This window comes from Bacillus sp. RC251, from assembly GCF_044908765.1.
Classification (GTDB): Bacteria; Bacillota; Bacilli; order Bacillales; family Bacillaceae_G; genus Bacillus_A; species Bacillus_A wiedmannii.
This window is the reverse complement of the sequence record NZ_JBIYDP010000001.1, coordinates 1,448,452-1,466,604: the sequence shown is the minus strand read 5'-3', so window position 1 is coordinate 1,466,604 and position 18,153 is coordinate 1,448,452. Positions and strand designations below refer to the sequence as shown.

Below are 18,153 nucleotides of genomic sequence, written 5' to 3'. Positions count from 1 at the left end.
TATAAGCAGTACAAAGTTAATTTGACCTCCATTTCTTTATATACATAATTTAAAACAAAATATTTAATACAAAGAAAAGATTTTATTAAATTTTTATAAAATCTAATTACAGAAATACGTACCGGGTATTATTTTTTTATTGTCATTTAATGAAAAAATGGATTTTTTTCTTCATGTAACTTTATTAAACTAACTTTGTACTAGAATGCTTTGAATCAAAAAATACATAATAAACGCCATCCTTTCTGTATATTTCTACAAAAAGAATAGCGTTTTTTGATTATATAGATACAAATTTAATTTAGCTTGATAGCACTACCACTACAAATAGTTCTGAAGAGCCAAATTTGAGAATTAATGCAATCTACCATTCCAAGCTATCTACATAAAAATCCATAATACTTTGAAACTCTGTATTTCAGATTAATTTTTAGTTTTATCTTATAAAGTTAGCTTTTTACTATATCAACCGCACTATCCCATATACTGCTAAAGAAAGATCCAATTTGGCGCATAAAACGTGTAAACCAATTTGCTTGTTCTACATCAGATTTTGTTACAAGGTCTATTTGTAATGATTTACCTGATAAGAACCCAGGATCTGTATTATCTTTAGGCGAGATAATCATTTTACTTATTGTTACACCTTTTTTAATAGGCGCTTCTTGTTCTTTATTCGATACTTTAAATTCTTTTTTATAAACATCTTTATTGCTCTTTGGTATTGGAAGTGAAACAGCTTGCTTCGTTTGAACTACTACATCTTTGTCTTTTGCATTTGCAACTCGCAAAGTTTCATGCCCTTTTACTACTGAATCTTTTCCGTAGATATTCTTCACTTCAAAATTCGCAAATCCATAATCATATAATTTCTTCGTTTCATCAAAACGTGCTGTATGGGAGTTTGCTTTTATCACTACAGATATTAGACGCATACCGTTTCTTTCTACTGTACCAGTGAAGCAATCACCGGCTTCTGGAGTAGTTCCTGTTTTCAACCCATCTACACCTTCGTATTGCTTAATTAAACCTTTTAACATCATGTTAAAATTCACCATATCAATTGGATACTTGCCACCCTTTTGGAATGTTTTTTTGGGAATTCTTGCTGTATCTAACATTTTTGGGAAATCTTGAATAAGACGTTGCGCTAAAATCGCACAATCTCTTGCGGACATTTTATTTTTCTCGTCTGGAGTTGTCCCTTCTGGGTGATATCCTTTTAAATCATAGTTTGTTAAGCCTGTAGAGTTTACAAATTTATAATTTTTCATTCCAAACTCTTTTGACTTATCATTCATCATTTTCACGAAATCGGCTTCTTTTCCAGCAATTTCTTCAACTAAAGCAATTGTTGCACCATTTGCAGAGTAAATTGCCATTGCCTCATATAACTCTTTTACTGTATAAGAGCCACCATTTTCTAATGGAACGTTTGATAATGAGCGATCTTGTGAAATCTTATGTGCATATTCAGAGATTTTAACTTTTTGATCCCATTTAAGTTTTCCTTTATCCACCGCTTCATGAACTAAATATTCACTCATCATTTTTGTCATACTAGCAATTGCTAGTGATTCATCCGCATTTTTTTGATATAAAATTTTTCCGGAATTCGCTTCTACTAAAATTGCTGATCCTGCTTCTACATCTAAAACAGGGACTGTTTCCGCTGTTGCTCTTCCAGATGTAACAATTATGCTACAAAATAGTGTAAGCACTGTTACTATTACAATGAATTTTTTGTAAAACATTCCTTTCAATCCTCTTACCTCCAATATATTTTTTAGGATTACAATGAATAGACAATCTAAATAATGCGTTTGTTCCATATTTACAAAAAATAAAACCAGTGTATCCCGATTAAATATCGAGACACACTGGTTTTATTAGCTATCAAGGATTTTAATTATTTAATTCAGCTATTTACTATACTCATACCAGAGATGAATTTTCCTTAGTCTAGACTATTAATTTTTTATAATAAAAAAACTACATCCTATATAGAATGTAGTTTCCCTCACAGATCTATCTATTTTTTACTTCCTTGTTATAAAAATCATATAATAATTCAATAGATGAACTAGATAAAAGCGGCATTGCCTTCTCAACTAATTCTCTATCCCAATCAAACCAACGCATTTCCATTAGCATTTTCATTTCTGTATCAGTGAATCGTTTCTTTATTTCCTTAGCAGGATTTCCACCAACTATTGTATACGGCGGAACATCTTTACTTACGACAGATCCCGCTGCAACGATTGCCCCTTCACCGATTATAACGCCAGGCATAATAATAGCATTCATTCCAATCCAAGCATCACTTTTAATGACTGTATCGCCCTTCGGTTCATATGAATGCTCAATTTGCTCAGCGAATGGATATACTGTAATCCATTCTGAGTGATGATTATGATTACCACCCATTAAAATGACTACTCCACTCGCAATACAAACATAGTTCCCAATAATGAGTTTATCAAGATGCCATCCCATCTGTTCAATTGGATTGAACAGCGCTCGGGACTTAGCATCCCCCCACAAATACCTTACACAGCCATCTTCAAAATTTTGATGACCATAATAACCTGAATAATAGGAGTACTCTCCTACCTCAATGAGTGAATTTGTTACTATATCTTTTAAATACTTTGTTTCTGACCAATGATTAAATAATGGATGCTTCATAACTTTATTCCTCGCTTCTAAGTATTATATATTTTGCTATTTACTTAGAAGCTTACTACGACTGCTACATTTTTTAGCTTTCTCAAACGACGAATCATTGTCTTCAAGCCTTTCTTTTATTATAAAGGAATCATATCGTGATAAATTATATAAGTCAAATTGTAAAATTATGTACTGAAACTTGAAGTATGAATTGAAATTTCAGCATTAAAACAATCGAGTTTTCAAATAACAAATCCCAATTACATATAATAAAGATTTCTTAGCTATACATCTAACTTCTTTCTTATATTAGCCTTCACTCCCTCGATATAGTTTTATTATTTATTAATTTGTCTGATAAATCAACAAATGTTAATATGATTATAAAAGATATTATCATCCATTAGATTTCACAGCTAGTTTTTCACAAAAACGATTTCTGAATCCTTAAGTAAATAGGAGGTTTAGAACATGAAACTTTTAAGGCAATCAACAATTATTGGTGCATTGACTGTTGGAGGATTTTTATTTTCAAATACAATTAGTACAATCACACCTGTGTCTGCTGAATCGCAACTTACACAAAAAGAATCACGAATTTTAGATAATTGGCGGTGGCAAAGCTATTTTTTATTACATCATAATGCAGATTTTATAGAAGAGTTAGCAGTTGGTGACTTAAAGCATGGAGATACATTCGATGTTAATATATATACTGGTGGTAAAGATACTGGTATTGTAAAAATATATCAATTGAGTGAAAATGAAAATAATGAAATAAACTTGCATAGATATAAAACCATTTATGACTCAGGTTTAAAACATAATTATGGTAGATTTGTAACACCTATTACTAAGGTTTATAATCCAGGAACATATGTAGCCGTTATGAAACTTGGAGAAAATTATTATTATGGGGGCAGCTTTAAAATCTCAAAATAATTTACATTTATCTCATCAGTAAAAAAATATTGGATACATTTTTATTAGACAAAAATCATTTTAAAAGCTTCTCTACCTTATTTAAGATAGAGGAGCTTTTTGATTGTTTGCCCTTTTTAAGGTTTAAAAAAATTCTTACTTTCTTTATAAATTAGCATTTTTATTCAATAACTGTTTCCATTTCTATAAGTTTTACAATTCAATATGCAATATTGCATATTTTATATGTTTACTCTTTAAAAATGCGATAATTTATTTATACTAATTTATAAAATTAATATTGAAAGGAGAATATTACATGTCTTTCTATTCTTGGTCTCCTCTTATTTTCTTAATAGTTGTTGCAATTATCATTTCTATTCAAAAGGCTAAGAAACAATAATTTATTATGTGGAGGTGTAATAATGTCATTTGCAGCATGGAGTGCAATTTTTATGACTTTAATCGGTGCAATATCCGGAGCAATCTTTGGTACAATATCCTCTAGAAATAAAAGTAAAAATTAAATACTAACGTAAAAAAGAATTTCTAATAAAGATCAATACAAAAAAGTAGCCTATAAAGTTTTATAGGCTACTTTTCATTTCATCCATATTATTTAGCTAATTCTTTCGTACCCTTCATTACATCAACGAAGAATCCCCAATTATTCACAACAGAAGAAATACTAATATGTTCATCTGGTGTATGAACGTTAAAAATGTCTGGACCAAATGCAATTGCATCTAAGTCAGGCATCTTTTGAACGAATGCACTACATTCAATACCTGCATGTACAGCAAATATTTCAGCATCCTTGTTGTATTTTTCTTGATGCACTTTTTCAAACAAATTACGAATTTGTGAATTCGGATTGTATGGCCATTCTGGATATTCTGACTCTATTTCAAATGTTGCACCAACTAATTCGGCAATACATTTAATTTCATTTGCAATATGTTGTTTTAAACTACTGACAGAACTTCTCACTTCGTTACGTAATTTAATTTCATCTTGCAACGTTTCAATAACGCCTAAATTTGTTGAACTTTCTACTAGACCTTTAATATCCATGCTCATACTTTGAATGCCATTCGGAATTAAGAATAATGATGAAATAAGTTGCTTTTGTGTCTCTTTAGCAAATACTTTTTCTACTTTCTCATCCAATTTTGTAAGTGTTACATGAACATCTGGATCAACAGCACGCATTTCTTCTTGTAATACTCTTGTCCATGATTCTAGTTTTTCTTCTACTTTCTCTACATCTTCTGTAGCTAATACAATTGTAGCTACACTTTCACGCGGAATTGCATTTGTTTTTAATCCGCCGTGAACTTCACTTATTTCAAATTGAATATTTGCTGATAAATCTCGTAATACTCGTCCTAATACTTTGTTCGCATTACCGCGTTGTTTATCAATTTCCATACCAGAATGTCCGCCTTTTAAACCGCCAACATATAGACGGTATGCATCCGTATTCACTGGCGCTTCATCCCATATTACTGGAATTGTTTCTACAGCTTTCGCACCACCTGCGCTACTGACAAGTAATTTATGATCTTCTTCAGAATCGATATTTATAAAAATCTTTCCTTCAAAGTGATTTGCATCAACAGCGAAAGCCCCGCCCATTGTCGTTTCTTCTTCAGTAGTAATAACTACTTCAAGTGCTGGATGCGAAATGTCTGATGCATCTAATAAAGCCATTGCATACGCAACTGCAATTCCATTATCAGCACCTAAAGTCGTTTGATTTGCATATAACATGTCCCCAATGATTCGTAATTCAATTGGATCTTTTTCAAAATCATGTACGGTTGCTTGATTTTTTTCACATACCATATCCATATGGCCTTGAATGATAATAGCTGGTACATTTTCATAGCCAGTAGTTGCGTCTTTTTTAATAATGACATTCATTGCTTCATCTTGAATCACTTCTAAGTTACGCTCTTTTGCAAAACCAACTAAATAATCACTAATTTCCTTTTCATTACCAGATCCTCTAGGAATCTTTGAAATTTCTGCAAAATGATAAAATACAGGGTGCTTTGTTAATTGTTCTAAAGTAGAATACATTTTTAAGCTCCTCTCAAAATGACAAAATAATATGTAAGTCTGCTATCATTATACCATGATTCGTTACTTTCCCTTTCTATTTCATCCTTTAAAATCCACCCTTTAAATATTTAATCGTATAAAAAAAACGAAAGAAAATGCACTATGCATTTTCTTTCGTTTTTTTTGCTCTCATATATTTTGAAGTACCATTATTCATTAATTTCTCTAACCGATTTATATTTTCCGTTAATGCACCTTTCACAAGAGAGAAATCTGTATTTGGTTCTTCTTTTTTTTCTTTAAAAAATGAAGACTTTTGTACGTTTACTTCAGCCATCTCTTCTCCCCCTTTTCAAAAAGATACAATCTTCTATTTATATTATATCGCAAATGTAGACAGCGTGTACACGTATCATTTTCTTTTTAATTCTTCTTCTAATTCTTCTACTTGCTGTAATGTATCTCCTTTTATTAACGAGAAATCTGTTGTATCTTCATTATCTTCTTTAAAAAAATCATTGTCATAATCTTTTATCATTACAATCACCTCTACGTGCTAGTGTAGGAATGATTGTCCGATTTTATACAAGTCCTTTCTGTATAAGTGAAAAGGACAGAAGAAAATCCTGTCCTTATTTACTAAAATAACTATGATGTATTGTTAAATTATATACATTTTCAAAATCTCGATCTTGCAGGTTATTTTTCTTCCCATCAATAACAATGAAAACATCACTCACCATTTTTGCTGGTATTATTCCGACATTTTCTACTTGCACCGCTTTCTGCTCATTCAATTGCTCAATGTGTTCTAACGGAACGATAATACTAAATTGAGAACGGATACCACGAAAGTTTGTATTTAATTCCTTTGCCGCTTCAAATACAACAATTTTCGCACCAATCTTTTCTCCGTACGAATCTAAAAATGCGTTTAAGCTCTTTGTATATTCCTCTTCCGTATGCCATTCCATTGTACCGAATACTGCTGGATTGACATTTTGAATAATTGTTGTGTATATTTCTCCTCTTGCTTTAGAAGCAATTAATGACCGTTTTATCGATTGAACAGTCTTGCCGATATCGCTAAATTTCGCTCCCCATATTTCTGAAATATTTGGTGTTAAAATAAATGCGATATCAACGAAAATAACCATTGCAGTGAACATTAAAAGGTTTTTCCAGAGGGTTAAATCAATTCCTTTTATCATGAAATACACGGTGACTGATATTATAAACAACCCATACCAAGTCTTTCTAATACGTTGCTTTTTCTCCTCGTACAACTCTTCGTTTCTCCAGTAAAAGAACACAAGAACGAGAAAAACGATTGCTAAAATAAATAAGCCGATTCGAATGTTAGAGATCACCAATGACATCACCCTCCATTCAAAAACTACTCACGATATCATTACATGCACAAGTAGCCCTCTTTATGACAAAAGACGTGGACAAGCTTCTAAATTTAGCAATATCGCATATACATTAGAAGGTACCACGTCTTTTACCCCGCATTAACGGGCAGTAAGACCCCACCTGAAAATTTTGCAAAAGCATAGAAGTTAGGTAGGGGATCAACTGCCCATAAAAGCCCGATTGGTTCAACTAATAATCAATGGGGGATGCCCCCCACTGATTAAAGTTTCACTTTATCATGAATCTACATTGTATATGTAGACAAGCATGCGTTTCAAATTTTCATGTTAAAAAGAAATATGTTTCGGAATTTCCCCTTCTGGTACTTCTCCGTCCATACTTAAGTAATAATGACGAACCGGACGTAAATCATCGTCTAATTCATAAACGAGTGGAATGCTCGTTGGAATATTTAATGAAACAACACCATCGCTTGAAAGGTTATCTAAGTATTTCACTAGCGAACGAATCGTATTACCGTGTGATGAAATAATTACCTTTTCACCATTTTTTAATGACGGTGCAATTTCTGAATGCCAATAATCAAGTACTCTTTTCTCCGTATCCACTAAACATTCAGTCAATGGAAACTCACCTTTTTTAAGTGCTTTATATTTTGGATCATTCATTTCATATCTAGGATCATCCTCAGTAAGAGCAGGTGGTCTTACATCAATACTTCTTCTCCAAATATGAACTTGCTCCTCACCATATTTTTTCGCAGTTTCATCTTTATTCAACCCTTGCAATGCACCGTAATGTCTTTCATTTAGCTTCCAAGATTTATGTACTGGCACCCAGGCAAGATCCATCTCATGAAGTACAATCCATAAAGTCCGAATTGCTCGTTTTAATACAGATGTATAAGCAACATCAAAAGTATATCCGTTTTTCTTTAATATTGCTCCTGCTTCTCTCGCTTCACTTAATCCATTCTCTGATAAATCTACATCTGTCCATCCAGTAAAACGATTTTCAAGATTCCATAAACTTTGTCCGTGACGAATAAGTACAAGTTTTATCATAATAATTCCCCTCTCGGAAATGTGAATTTTATTGTTCCATTGCGTACACGTATAAAGTATCTAGTAATGTATCTTTTTATCCATTCACTCTATGACCAATCCAAAGTTGCCAAATGTATGGATAAAATTTGTTCTTTTTCAAACTATAAAAACAGATATATTTCTTATTATTTTTGATCGATTACAACTTCTCGTTTTGATATCCAAGCATCAAAACCTGATCGACTATTTGCCATTTCATTCATAACTTGATGCCAATTTTCTTCACACGATTCACCAAATTTTGAAAAAATAGCACTCATCTGTTGTCTTTGAACATCGCTCAATTTTTTCTCTAAATCTACACCTATTTCTGTTAAAGATAACTGTTTCACACGGCGATCATGTGTAGCTTCATTACTCTCAATTAAACCCTTTTCCACAAGTTGTCGTAGTGGTCCGTGAAGAGCTTGTTTACTTATTTCTAGCAGTGATAATAACTCATTTACACTTATCCCTGGAAATCGTGCGATAAAAAATAAAATTCGGTGATGTACTCGTTGTATGCCATACTCTTTTATAATTTCATCTGGCTTTTCAGTAAATGTTTTATATGCAAAGTAAAATAATGCTAATGCTTCATTCATCTGTTCTTCTTTATGTTGTGTCATCTACTTTCCCCCTGTATGTAAATTATACCACAATCTAGTATTGAATATTTTAACGAACACATTAGAACTTCTTTAGTTTATTGAAATATTCAATGCACAATTAGGAGAGGATTCATTTGAAATCGCAATATACTGTAAGTACATATTTATTAGATCGACTAAGCGAATTAGGAATTGAGCATATATTTGGTGTTCCTGGTGATTATAATTTAGCTTTTTTAGATGATGTACTCGCACATGAAAAGCTAAAGTGGATTGGCAGTTGTAATGAATTAAATGCGGCATATGCTGCAGATGGATACGCTCGTATAAAAGGAATTGCCGCTCTTATTACCACCTTTGGCGTTGGAGAATTAAGCGCCCTTAACGGTGTTGCTGGCTCATATGCCGAAAACGTACCAGTTATAAAAATAACAGGTACGCCAACAACTAAAGTAATGGAAAATGGAGCACTCGTTCATCATACGTTAGGTGATGGAAAGTTCGATCATTTCTCCAATATGTATAGAGAAATCACGGTAGCACAATCAAAATTAACACCTGAGCATGCCGCTGAAGAAATTGACCGTGTGTTACGTGCATGTTGGAGTGATAAACGCCCTATTCATATTCAATTACCGATTGATGTATATAATAAGCCAATTAATAAACCTACGGAACCAATTTTACATAAACCAGTTTTAAGTAATAAAGATGCGCTGGATAAAATGCTTCTATATGCAACTTCAATAATAAACAGTGCAAAAAAACCTGTTATTTTAGCTGATTTTGAAGTGAATCGTTTTCATGCGGAAGAATATTTACATCAATTCGTAGAAAAAACTGGGTTTCCTATCGCAACGTTAAGTATGGGGAAAGGAATATTCCCTGAACAACACCCTCAATTTATAGGAATTTATACTGGTGATGTTAGTTCTCCATACTTACGAAAAAGAATTGATGAATCTGACTGTATTATTAGTATTGGCGTGAAATTAACTGATACTATTACTGGTGGCTTTACACAAGGCTTTATGAAAGAGCAAGTTATAGACATCCATCCCTATACTGTGAAAATTATAGATAAAAAATATGGACCCGTGGTAATGAAAGATGTTTTACAACAGTTAAGTGATTTAATCGAACATCGTAACGAGGATACACTTGAAATTAAGCCCTTTATTTCAGAATTACTATCTATGACAGAAGAGTTCAATCCAAAAGCTCAAATGGTTACACAAAAACGTTTTTGGCAACAAATATACCATTTCTTACAAGAAAACGATGTTTTAATTGCTGAGCAAGGAACCCCTTTCTTCGGTAGTGCTGCTATCCCTTTACCAAATAACACTACATATGTAGCACAACCATTATGGGGATCAATTGGTTATACATTACCTGCTCTACTCGGTACACAGCTCGCTGATTTATCGCGACGTAATATTTTAATTATTGGTGATGGTTCTTTCCAATTAACTGTTCAAGAGTTATCGACTATACTTCGTCAAAATTTAAAACCGATTATATTTTTAATTAATAACAATGGATACACTGTTGAACGTGCAATTCACGGCCAAAATCAACCGTATAATGACATACAAATGTGGGATTACACGAAACTAGCAAACGTATTCAGTTCAGAAGAAAAAAGCTTAACATGTAAAGTGGAAAATGAAACAGAGTTAGCAGAAGTCTTAACTAAAATAAATTTTAATATAAATCGACTTATCTTTGTTGAAGTTGTAATAAGCCAAGGGGATCAGCCTGAATTGTTAGCTAAACTCGGTGAAAGATTCGGCAAGCAAAATTCTTAAAAAGAAAAGAGTAACTATAAATAATGACAACTTCAACTAAGAGATATGAAACTTGTTTATATACTCAAAATACACAAGAAAAAGGATGGCAAGTGCCATCCTTTTTGATATATATTGAACTTTCCCTATTTTTAAGACCATTCTTCAACTAACCCAGTATAACAAGCAAAAACTTTCAATCTAGCTTTAACTTTACAGCTCTTGTAGCAATAAAAGTTTTAATATGCTTATCTAATATTCTAGTTCCACCAAAATCATCCTCAAAAAAACCAGTTATAACTAAACCAGCTTCAACTTGACCTTGAATTTGGTCTTCAAGAGTATGTGCATATTCTATTGTTTGATTAGACTTTACATAATCTTGAACTTCATTCTCTGGTAAATAATCTAGAGTTGATGATGGTATTGCATGTTTAACATCAAGTATACCCTTTTGCTCTTGATTGTCATCAAAAATCCATAGTAACGGATTTGTAAATCCTGAAATAAGAATACCTCTATTCTTTAGTACCCTTGATACCTCATTCCATACAAGATGAACATCTTTTACAAACAAATTAGAAACAGGATTTACAACAATATCAAAATATTCATCCTCAAAATCACTAAGGTCCGACATATCTCCTTGTACTGTTTTTAAAGTTAACCCATCCCGTTCTGCCACCTTTTTATCTTGTTCCAACTGCTTTCTTGATATATCAGTAACTGTTACATCCGCCCCAGCAGCAGCTAGCACTGGTGCTTGTTGCCCTCCACCTGATGCTAAGCACAGTATTTTTAATCCTTCTAATGACTTTGGAAACCAATATCTAGGAACTGATTTTTCTGTGGTAACTGTGATTTCCCATTCACCTGATTTACTTCTTTCAATAACCTCGCTACTTACAGGTTGCGTATATCTAGAACCTTCTTCAACCTTTTTATCCCATGCATTACTGTTTTGTTGAGTTGTATCCATTATAACTATTCCCCCTAGCTATCTTGTTACATTTTAAGTGTAAGATCATTTACTATTTATGCTTTCCTTTTTCTATTAACCTAACCAATAATTAATACATATTTTTCTATATTTATATTAACAGATAAAAAGTAGTAAGAAAAATAAAATATTCTAAATAGAAAAAATATAAATTCATTTAAGCAAATCAATTACATATAAAAAGGCATTCCAAACCTGTTGACGGTTGGAACACCTTTATATATATTATTTAAATTTTCACCCTCTGAACTAAACCCATTAAACAAATAAATTACATTTTTTATTCCGCAAGCGTTAACTGCCAAGACACACCATATTTATCATTTAACCAGCCAAATTTTTTACTAAATGGATAAGAACCTAAAGGCATTAGTACAGATCCATCCTGCGCTAACTTATGAAAGACCTTTTCAATTTCTTCTTCTGTCTCACAATTTACATAAAGAGACATAGATGGTGTAAATGTAAAACCATGATTTACATAACTATCAATGCACATGAATTCTTGGCCATTTAACGTAAAAGTTGCATGAATGACAGAACCCTCTTTACCAGGTCCGTTTTCATCGTAGCGAGAGATACTTACAATTTCTGATTGGTCGAATAGCGACGTGTAAAAATTCATCGCCTCCTCAGCTTTACCTTCAAACATTAAAAACGTAGTAATTTTTTGATTTGTGTTACTCATATAGAGACAACCCCTTGTTATGTATTTATGCAAAACATACACCGGCAAGTAAAAACCGAACGTACATTCTTATAAATATATTGTCTATAAAAACGATGAGTTTGTCAATTATCTACTTTCTTATTTCTTCTTAAATAATGCTGTCCAAAGAAATGATTCTCCAAACATAGTATTTGGTTGGTCAATTTGCTTCATCTTTCTAATTTCGATCACTTCAAATTCGTCAAATATATCTCTTAATTTTTCTTCTGAATATGCAAGACCACCTTGTAGACTCCACCCTCTATATACGTCCCAATCCGTTATTTCTGATCCATTTCGCTCATCTAAATCACCTGCTGCAAAACATGTTAATCCAAAATAACCACCCGGTTTCAATGATTTTTTAATTAAATCCACATAATGTATCCTTCTATGTGGTGGAATATGATGTAAACAGCCTGAATCGTATACAAAGTCAAAATCATTTTGACAATCTAAATTAAAAATCGAATCACAAATAAAGTGAATTTCTATCCCTTTTGCTAACGCTCTCTCTTTCGCCCAATTAATGCCCTCTATCGATAAATCTACTGCTGTTACATCAAATCCTTGAATCGCTAAATAAATGGCATTTCTACCTGGACCACATCCAAGTTCTAATACCTTCCCTTTTGAAACTCTCTCTTTTTGTATATACGAAACTAGATTCTCATCTGGAACATTTTTAAAAAACGGAACATCCTTTTCTCTATTCTCATAAAACTCATTCCAAAATGGTTCTGCAGGTCTTAATAATGAATCAAGCATTTTTAAAATGTCTTCTTGTGTGTGTAACGTTTCATTTTTCATTAATACCCCTCCACGAATTAATAGTCAGAAAATTATTATATATCTTTTTGAACTTTCAAACAAAGAAAAAAACTCCTACATTACTTCACTTTCTATTCAAAGGATTATTTTGTTGAAAAATTCATTTTGATTTATAAACGCTATCTTTTTCTTTTATTTTCCATTAAAATTGAGTAAAACTATTTTGATAACATAGGAGAAAGCTATGAAGCATAACATCAATCTATGGTCCTTTATTTGTTCTTTGGTTTGCGTTGGGCTATTCTGTTTATATTTTGAAATTCCACTTGAACTATTCAAATTTTTCACGGATTTATTACACATTCACCCTTTGTTTATATTACTAGTTTTAGCAATAGGAACTTTTTTTGCTGGTATGAAAGGATTTTCTAAAGTAGATAATTGGGTTATGATGCTTAGAAGCATAACAACAGTTCTACTAACACTTTTATTATCAGTGTTTTTAACACTAACTTTGATTGTTGGCTATGCATTAAGTTAAACGTCATTCTCCCACGAATAAAACTCAATACTATAGATACACTAGTCTCCAATTCCCCTGAAGAACCGAGCAGTTAGCTTTTGCTGGCTGCTCTTTGTCTGTAAAAATACACTCAATTGACAAGAAACGTATATAATACTCTGTGTTCCTTTCTTTATAAAGTTTTCTTAATAAAATGGATCTCGTCACGAGAGCACTTAATAAAGTGCTCTTTTTTGGTTTTATAATAAAACAAAGTAAATTTTTTATTAAGAAAACTTATTTATACCTTTCAGTTGATTATTTTCTAATTCAAGTTCACTTATTCTTCTTTGTAACAATTCCACTTCAATCTTATTCATATATGGTATAATCTGTATTATTTATTTTTTCAAGAAAGGCTAAAGTAATGAGAAAATACTTCGGTTTCATTTCAATTTTGCTAACTATTATCGTATTTTTCAATTTTTATAGTGATAGTAATTTAATTTATTTAATATTTGTATCACTAGTTTTAATTATTTTTGCTCCAAAAGGGATAGGAAGGAATTTTGCTATTATAGTTTTTACACTTGTAAGTATTTTCCACCCTTTCTTTTCCATTATTATTACTATTATCATCAGGGCTATGTTTGGGGCTAGCTGACATACATTTATAACAATTCCATTTACTCCAAATCAAAATTTTATTACATAATCATTTTGATTCATTTTCTCAATGATATAATCTGCCATACTCCACTTTTTAAGAAGGGATAACACAATGAGAGAATACTTTGGTTTCATTTCAATGTTTTTAACTGGATTCTTATTTTTTAATCTATATTTTGCTGGTCCTTTTTTAATTTTAATACCTATCTCAATCGTTTTAGCTATTTTTGCTCCGAAAGGTACAGCTAAAACGTTTGCTTTTGTTGGTTTAATAATTTTCAGCATTTTCCTCGCCTGCATATATATCTTCATTTATTTTATTTAGCGCTTAGCCGAAACTCATCTCAGACAATCCCTTTCTCTAAAATAAGGATTTTGTTAAAAACTTACATGGATATATTTTTCGTTATATAATTAAATGATTAATATATTAGGAGTGTTAGTAATGTTAAAAACAATAATGATTTTGTTATACATCTGTTTCGGAATAAGTGCAGTTTTTAGATTAATAAAGGAATTTCGAAAGCCACAGAAAAAACAGTTCTTGATTTTAGTTGATTCTCTAATTTTGATAGGGGCTATATTTTTAATGGCTAGTTTCTTTATCTAAATTACATAAAAAGAACTCCCACCTAGCGAAAGCTAACTGCTTTTTTATTACAATAACTATTTTGTTTAAATTCACCTTAATTCATATCAAAGTTTCTTAACATTCGCATTAATAACTCTATAATATAATTAAACTGTTTGTATGAGGGGTGATTATTATTAACTGGAAACAAAAATACAATCCAAAATATCTCTTTTACCGAATGTATAGTTATATTTATAAAGCCCTTGATGATATATCATGGTCCTTAAAATAACGTTTTTGTTCACTTTTTTGATACATTTACGAAACATTCATGTGTTATCTTCATTAAGTTCTTTTCTTTTTATAATGTCGTGTGAGATATACCAACAGAGGAAGCCCTAGATCCTCTAATCCTAGGGCTTTTTTATAAGAATTTTATACATTTTATTATTTCCACTAACTCTTTAAATTGTATATACATAATATAAAATTCTCATGTTGTTATATTTTTTAATGGCCTCTTATCTTTCCTTAAAAGGCCCTTTTTTCAAATAACGCTTTTGTTTAATTTATATTTAAAAAGTTCCTTTTCATAAAGACTTCCTTTATATGCTATACTCATTCTTAAATAATTGTATAAGGAATGTTAAAAATGGATGATAGATCGTCAAGACAATGGAAATTGCGACAAAAGTTAAGAGCACTGAAAACAAAAAACAGAAATGATACAAACCCTTTGTTTAATGAATGCCTTGAATCCCTAGGAAACGAAACTGTCATTTTCCTCCAAGAAAAAAGCCAGCAGATTGCTACTATTTTAATGAATTCATTTCCTATAACTGTCTCGGGAAGAATAGATTGGGAACAGATAGATAATCAATTCATAGCTTCGAACAAAGAACAACTAATTTCCCTTATTAGAGCAAACCAACTAGATTTTGATGAACAGATTTTTATAATATGGGATAACTATGAGATCCCTGTAGTAAGTACAAATCTTGATAAAGTATTCCAATCACTAGTTGACGTTGATACAGTCAGTTTTTATTACTGGCTATTAGACAAAGAATATAGATTCGTAATTGAAATGAATAATGAAGAATTGATTAGGGTTGGGTTTCGCTAATACTCTAAGCATATGAAGCTAGTTCCCTTCATTCGATAATATTTTCTTCGTCACCACCGCTATTATTATCATTATGAAACTAATAGAAAATATAGGTAAATAAATTTTCGTACTGAATCCTTCAAACATAAAACCATATACGACTTGCCCAATTGGTGCCATACATTGAGATACCGCTGTTATAAATGCCATCACTTTTCCTAGATTTTCATTTGGTGTTTTCTTTTGGACTACAGTAATCACATAGATGGATACAATTGTAATAATCATTGCGATTAGAAGAGAAGAAAGTATAAAGAGGATAAATGGTGGATAGTATCCTAAATTAAGAATATACGGTGTAACTGATAGTGCCACTGGTATTACCAATAAAGCTATGATAAGCATCCAATTATATAATGTTTTCATCTGTAACTTTTTAGCAAAGAAACCGATTGACAATGCCCCTAATATGGTTGCAAAATCAATTAATCCCATTCCAATTCCATACATCGTATCGCTACTCTGCATAGTTACTCGTAATATAATAGGTCCCCCAACAACAAATAACGGTGTCAAAATTAAGTTTAGTAAAGCTGCAAGTAACATAGCCTTCAAAATAAAAGGTTGCTTTAAAACATAAAGAAAACCTTCTTTCATATCGTTTACAATTGTCGGTACGATATGGCCTTCCTGTATTCTTTTTATAAATGGTATTGTAATAAACATTTCTAAAATCGCAGATAAAAAGAAAGCAAGACAACTTGTTATTACGAGCATTTTCAAACCAATTATGCCGTATAATATTCCTCCTAGTACAGGTGCAACTATATTAGATAATGCTTGCACACCATTTATGATACCGTTTGCTTGTTCTAACTTTTTCTCTGGAACTAATTGCGGAATACTTGCCATAACAACTGGTGAGTACATTGAACTAACGACTGCTAGTAAAAACATAATTGTTCCAATCAATAAAATAGATACCGATTCAGTTAATAACAAAACTATAAAACTTAATACAATAGCAGCATTTATAAAATCCAAAATGACCATTACATTACGGCGGTTGAAACGATCTGCTATCGCTCCGCCAAGAGGAGCTAACAAAAACGGGATACTCGTTATGGCATATAACCCTGCAAATATATCGGCACGTCCTGTTATATCTAGCACATATAAAGACAGTGCAAAACGTAATAGTGTTGAACCTAAAATAGTAATAATTTGACCACTTACCATTAAGTGAAAATCTTTCAAGGAAGATTGAATCCTTGCTGGCATCCTCATCACATCCTTCATTTAGTCTAGACCGACTGCCGGTCTATAATACCCAAACAGAAAAAAACTATTTCTGTTTCATTAAAACCTCGATCATATAATCAAAGGACCCTTCTTTCGCTCCAACAGATACTTCCATCATTTTAATATAAGCCTTAGCTCTTCTCATCATTTCTTCCGGTTTCCACTGGAATAAACCATCATCAAATATGACTTGTGCTGAAGAGAGTAATAATTCAATTGTTTCTTGTGGGTATGGAGTAGAAAATATGCCTTCTTCTATTCCTTGCTCTAAAACTTCCGTTAATACAGGAGATAAATGTATAATGGATTGCACTAAACTTTTCTGATGCATTTCTGCATTATTTGGTTGATGGAATTGTTCAATCATTTTTTCTTTGACATCTCCTGATTTTGGTGATTGTTCCATTAAAATTTTAAATAACTTATCTAAAACGGGGATATCGGGATTGGAGACAATCCTTTTCGCCTTAGTGACATCCTCTTTAATAATCCTCATAATGATTTCATCCATTACTTCCTCCTTCGACTTAAAATAATGATAAAACGTCCCCTTTGCTATACCAATTTCTTTTAAAATATCATTCACGGTTGTTTTCGTATAACCTTTCGTAAGAAACAAACGCTCAGCTGTTTCTAAAATTTCCTTTCTGCGCTCCTCATACTCCTTTACAGTTCGCATTCAAGTTCTCCTTCCCACCAGACCGACTGTCGGTCTATTAAAATTATATGTTTAGTTTACAAAAAGTTTCCTATTATCGTACATATACAACACCATACTTTCTATTTCCTTTATAAATTTTTATTTTTTAACGTCCGCTCAATTTGTTTAAAACGTATCTCATGTTTCTTATCGTCACCTTTCATTTTAGAAAAAGAACGATGCCCTCCGTTCGATCTATGTACTTATCAATGGAGTCTTTTGTTGAGTTCCAATATGTAATATTGCATATTTCACACTTTTAATTTTTGTATATGTGATAATTTATTTATAAAAATA

General features: G+C 31.8%; 17 protein-coding genes and 1 pseudogene. 4 read left to right on the top strand and 14 right to left on the bottom strand.

Going from position 1 to position 18,153, the window contains the following annotated elements; genetic code table 11:
• Positions 1–449: 449 nt before the first annotated feature.
• Entirely contained in the window at positions 450–1,763 is a 1,314-nt protein-coding gene (locus ABH961_RS07455; RefSeq protein WP_098077050.1) for a D-alanyl-D-alanine carboxypeptidase family protein, read from the bottom strand.
• A gap of 265 nt (positions 1,764–2,028) precedes the next feature.
• Positions 2,029–2,688, bottom strand: a complete 660-nt coding sequence (locus tag ABH961_RS07450; protein WP_000682543.1) for a CatB-related O-acetyltransferase — start codon at positions 2,686–2,688, stop codon at positions 2,029–2,031.
• Positions 2,689–3,141: 453 nt separating this feature from the next.
• Between ABH961_RS07450 and ABH961_RS07445 the strand changes: the two genes are divergently transcribed.
• Complete coding sequence (locus ABH961_RS07445) at positions 3,142–3,612, top strand: DUF5065 family protein (RefSeq protein WP_098077048.1); 471 nt, start codon at positions 3,142–3,144, stop codon at positions 3,610–3,612.
• 594 nt (positions 3,613–4,206) lie between these two features.
• Here ABH961_RS07445 and pepD read toward each other — a convergent pair.
• From pepD to ABH961_RS07415, 6 genes are all read right to left on the bottom strand, one after another.
• Positions 4,207–5,676 (bottom strand): beta-Ala-His dipeptidase, encoded by a 1,470-nt coding sequence (gene pepD / locus ABH961_RS07440; RefSeq protein ID WP_098152948.1) that lies wholly within the window; start codon positions 5,674–5,676, stop codon positions 4,207–4,209.
• 142 nt (positions 5,677–5,818) lie between these two features.
• Positions 5,819–5,995 (bottom strand): stage II sporulation protein SB, encoded by a 177-nt coding sequence (gene spoIISB, locus ABH961_RS07435; RefSeq protein ID WP_000852619.1) that lies wholly within the window; start codon positions 5,993–5,995, stop codon positions 5,819–5,821.
• A 75-nt stretch (positions 5,996–6,070) separates the two neighbouring features.
• On the bottom strand, positions 6,071–6,196 hold the full coding sequence (locus ABH961_RS07430; protein ID WP_000588712.1) for a hypothetical protein: 126 nt from the start codon (positions 6,194–6,196) through the stop codon (positions 6,071–6,073).
• A 94-nt stretch (positions 6,197–6,290) separates the two neighbouring features.
• Positions 6,291–7,028: a type II toxin-antitoxin system SpoIISA family toxin gene (locus ABH961_RS07425; protein WP_116480647.1), complete on the bottom strand. Its 738-nt coding sequence runs from the start codon at positions 7,026–7,028 to the stop codon at positions 6,291–6,293.
• A gap of 333 nt (positions 7,029–7,361) precedes the next feature.
• Positions 7,362–8,099, bottom strand: coding sequence for a 2,3-diphosphoglycerate-dependent phosphoglycerate mutase (gpmA, locus tag ABH961_RS07420; protein ID WP_064449141.1), 738 nt, complete (start codon positions 8,097–8,099; stop codon positions 7,362–7,364).
• Positions 8,100–8,266: 167 nt separating this feature from the next.
• Positions 8,267–8,749: a MarR family winged helix-turn-helix transcriptional regulator gene (locus ABH961_RS07415; protein WP_088080043.1), complete on the bottom strand. Its 483-nt coding sequence runs from the start codon at positions 8,747–8,749 to the stop codon at positions 8,267–8,269.
• A gap of 116 nt (positions 8,750–8,865) precedes the next feature.
• Between ABH961_RS07415 and ABH961_RS07410 the strand changes: the two genes are divergently transcribed.
• Complete coding sequence (locus tag ABH961_RS07410) at positions 8,866–10,542, top strand: alpha-keto acid decarboxylase family protein (protein ID WP_141497649.1); 1,677 nt, start codon at positions 8,866–8,868, stop codon at positions 10,540–10,542.
• Positions 10,543–10,717: 175 nt separating this feature from the next.
• Here ABH961_RS07410 and ABH961_RS07405 read toward each other — a convergent pair whose 3' ends face one another.
• From ABH961_RS07405 to ABH961_RS07395, 3 genes are all read right to left on the bottom strand, one after another.
• The gene (locus tag ABH961_RS07405; RefSeq protein ID WP_048546872.1) at positions 10,718–11,500 is read right to left on the bottom strand and encodes a class I SAM-dependent methyltransferase; all 783 of its coding nucleotides are present in this window, start codon (positions 11,498–11,500) and stop codon (positions 10,718–10,720) included.
• A 301-nt stretch (positions 11,501–11,801) separates the two neighbouring features.
• Positions 11,802–12,209 (bottom strand): VOC family protein, encoded by a 408-nt coding sequence (locus ABH961_RS07400; RefSeq protein WP_098132533.1) that lies wholly within the window; start codon positions 12,207–12,209, stop codon positions 11,802–11,804.
• 120 nt (positions 12,210–12,329) lie between these two features.
• Positions 12,330–13,040: a class I SAM-dependent methyltransferase gene (locus ABH961_RS07395; RefSeq protein WP_098132534.1), complete on the bottom strand. Its 711-nt coding sequence runs from the start codon at positions 13,038–13,040 to the stop codon at positions 12,330–12,332.
• 205 nt (positions 13,041–13,245) lie between these two features.
• On the opposite strand from ABH961_RS07395, the gene ABH961_RS07390 reads away from it, so the two are divergent.
• A complete protein-coding gene (locus ABH961_RS07390) occupies positions 13,246–13,542 on the top strand; it encodes a hypothetical protein (protein ID WP_098077040.1) in 297 nt (98 codons plus the stop codon).
• A gap of 720 nt (positions 13,543–14,262) precedes the next feature.
• Here ABH961_RS07390 and ABH961_RS07385 read toward each other — a convergent pair.
• Positions 14,263–14,472: pseudogene (locus tag ABH961_RS07385) on the bottom strand (hypothetical protein); the annotation flags it as partial.
• Positions 14,473–15,398: 926 nt separating this feature from the next.
• Between ABH961_RS07385 and ABH961_RS07380 the strand changes: the two are divergent.
• The gene (locus ABH961_RS07380) at positions 15,399–15,872 is read left to right on the top strand and encodes a CDI toxin immunity protein (RefSeq protein ID WP_404519149.1); all 474 of its coding nucleotides are present in this window, start codon (positions 15,399–15,401) and stop codon (positions 15,870–15,872) included.
• An 18-nt stretch (positions 15,873–15,890) separates the two neighbouring features.
• On the opposite strand, the gene ABH961_RS07375 is transcribed toward ABH961_RS07380, so the two are convergent.
• The gene (locus tag ABH961_RS07375; protein WP_404519147.1) at positions 15,891–17,135 is read right to left on the bottom strand and encodes an MFS transporter; all 1,245 of its coding nucleotides are present in this window, start codon (positions 17,133–17,135) and stop codon (positions 15,891–15,893) included.
• Positions 17,136–17,199: 64 nt separating this feature from the next.
• Positions 17,200–17,835 (bottom strand): TetR/AcrR family transcriptional regulator, encoded by a 636-nt coding sequence (locus tag ABH961_RS07370; protein WP_098144432.1) that lies wholly within the window; start codon positions 17,833–17,835, stop codon positions 17,200–17,202.
• Between the last annotated feature and the right edge of the window lie 318 nt (positions 17,836–18,153).

Excerpts from the sequence above, each read along its gene's own strand:
- ABH961_RS07450 (WP_000682543.1), bottom strand. The coding sequence starts at position 2,688 with ATGAAGCATCCATTATTTAATCATTGGTCAGAAACAAAGTATTTAAAA.
- ABH961_RS07445 (WP_098077048.1), top strand. The coding sequence starts at position 3,142 with ATGAAACTTTTAAGGCAATCAACAATTATTGGTGCATTGACTGTTGGA.
- pepD (WP_098152948.1), bottom strand. The coding sequence starts at position 5,676 with ATGTATTCTACTTTAGAACAATTAACAAAGCACCCTGTATTTTATCAT.
- spoIISB (WP_000852619.1), bottom strand. The coding sequence starts at position 5,995 with ATGGCTGAAGTAAACGTACAAAAGTCTTCATTTTTTAAAGAAAAAAAA.
- ABH961_RS07430 (WP_000588712.1), bottom strand. The coding sequence starts at position 6,196 with ATGATAAAAGATTATGACAATGATTTTTTTAAAGAAGATAATGAAGAT.
- gpmA (WP_064449141.1), bottom strand. The coding sequence starts at position 8,099 with ATGATAAAACTTGTACTTATTCGTCACGGACAAAGTTTATGGAATCTT.
- ABH961_RS07415 (WP_088080043.1), bottom strand. The coding sequence starts at position 8,749 with ATGACACAACATAAAGAAGAACAGATGAATGAAGCATTAGCATTATTT.
- ABH961_RS07405 (WP_048546872.1), bottom strand. The coding sequence starts at position 11,500 with ATGGATACAACTCAACAAAACAGTAATGCATGGGATAAAAAGGTTGAA.
- ABH961_RS07400 (WP_098132533.1), bottom strand. The coding sequence starts at position 12,209 with ATGAGTAACACAAATCAAAAAATTACTACGTTTTTAATGTTTGAAGGT.
- ABH961_RS07395 (WP_098132534.1), bottom strand. The coding sequence starts at position 13,040 with ATGAAAAATGAAACGTTACACACACAAGAAGACATTTTAAAAATGCTT.
- ABH961_RS07390 (WP_098077040.1), top strand. The coding sequence starts at position 13,246 with ATGAAGCATAACATCAATCTATGGTCCTTTATTTGTTCTTTGGTTTGC.
- ABH961_RS07380 (WP_404519149.1), top strand. The coding sequence starts at position 15,399 with ATGGATGATAGATCGTCAAGACAATGGAAATTGCGACAAAAGTTAAGA.
- ABH961_RS07375 (WP_404519147.1), bottom strand. The coding sequence starts at position 17,135 with ATGCCAGCAAGGATTCAATCTTCCTTGAAAGATTTTCACTTAATGGTA.
- ABH961_RS07370 (WP_098144432.1), bottom strand. The coding sequence starts at position 17,835 with ATGCGAACTGTAAAGGAGTATGAGGAGCGCAGAAAGGAAATTTTAGAA.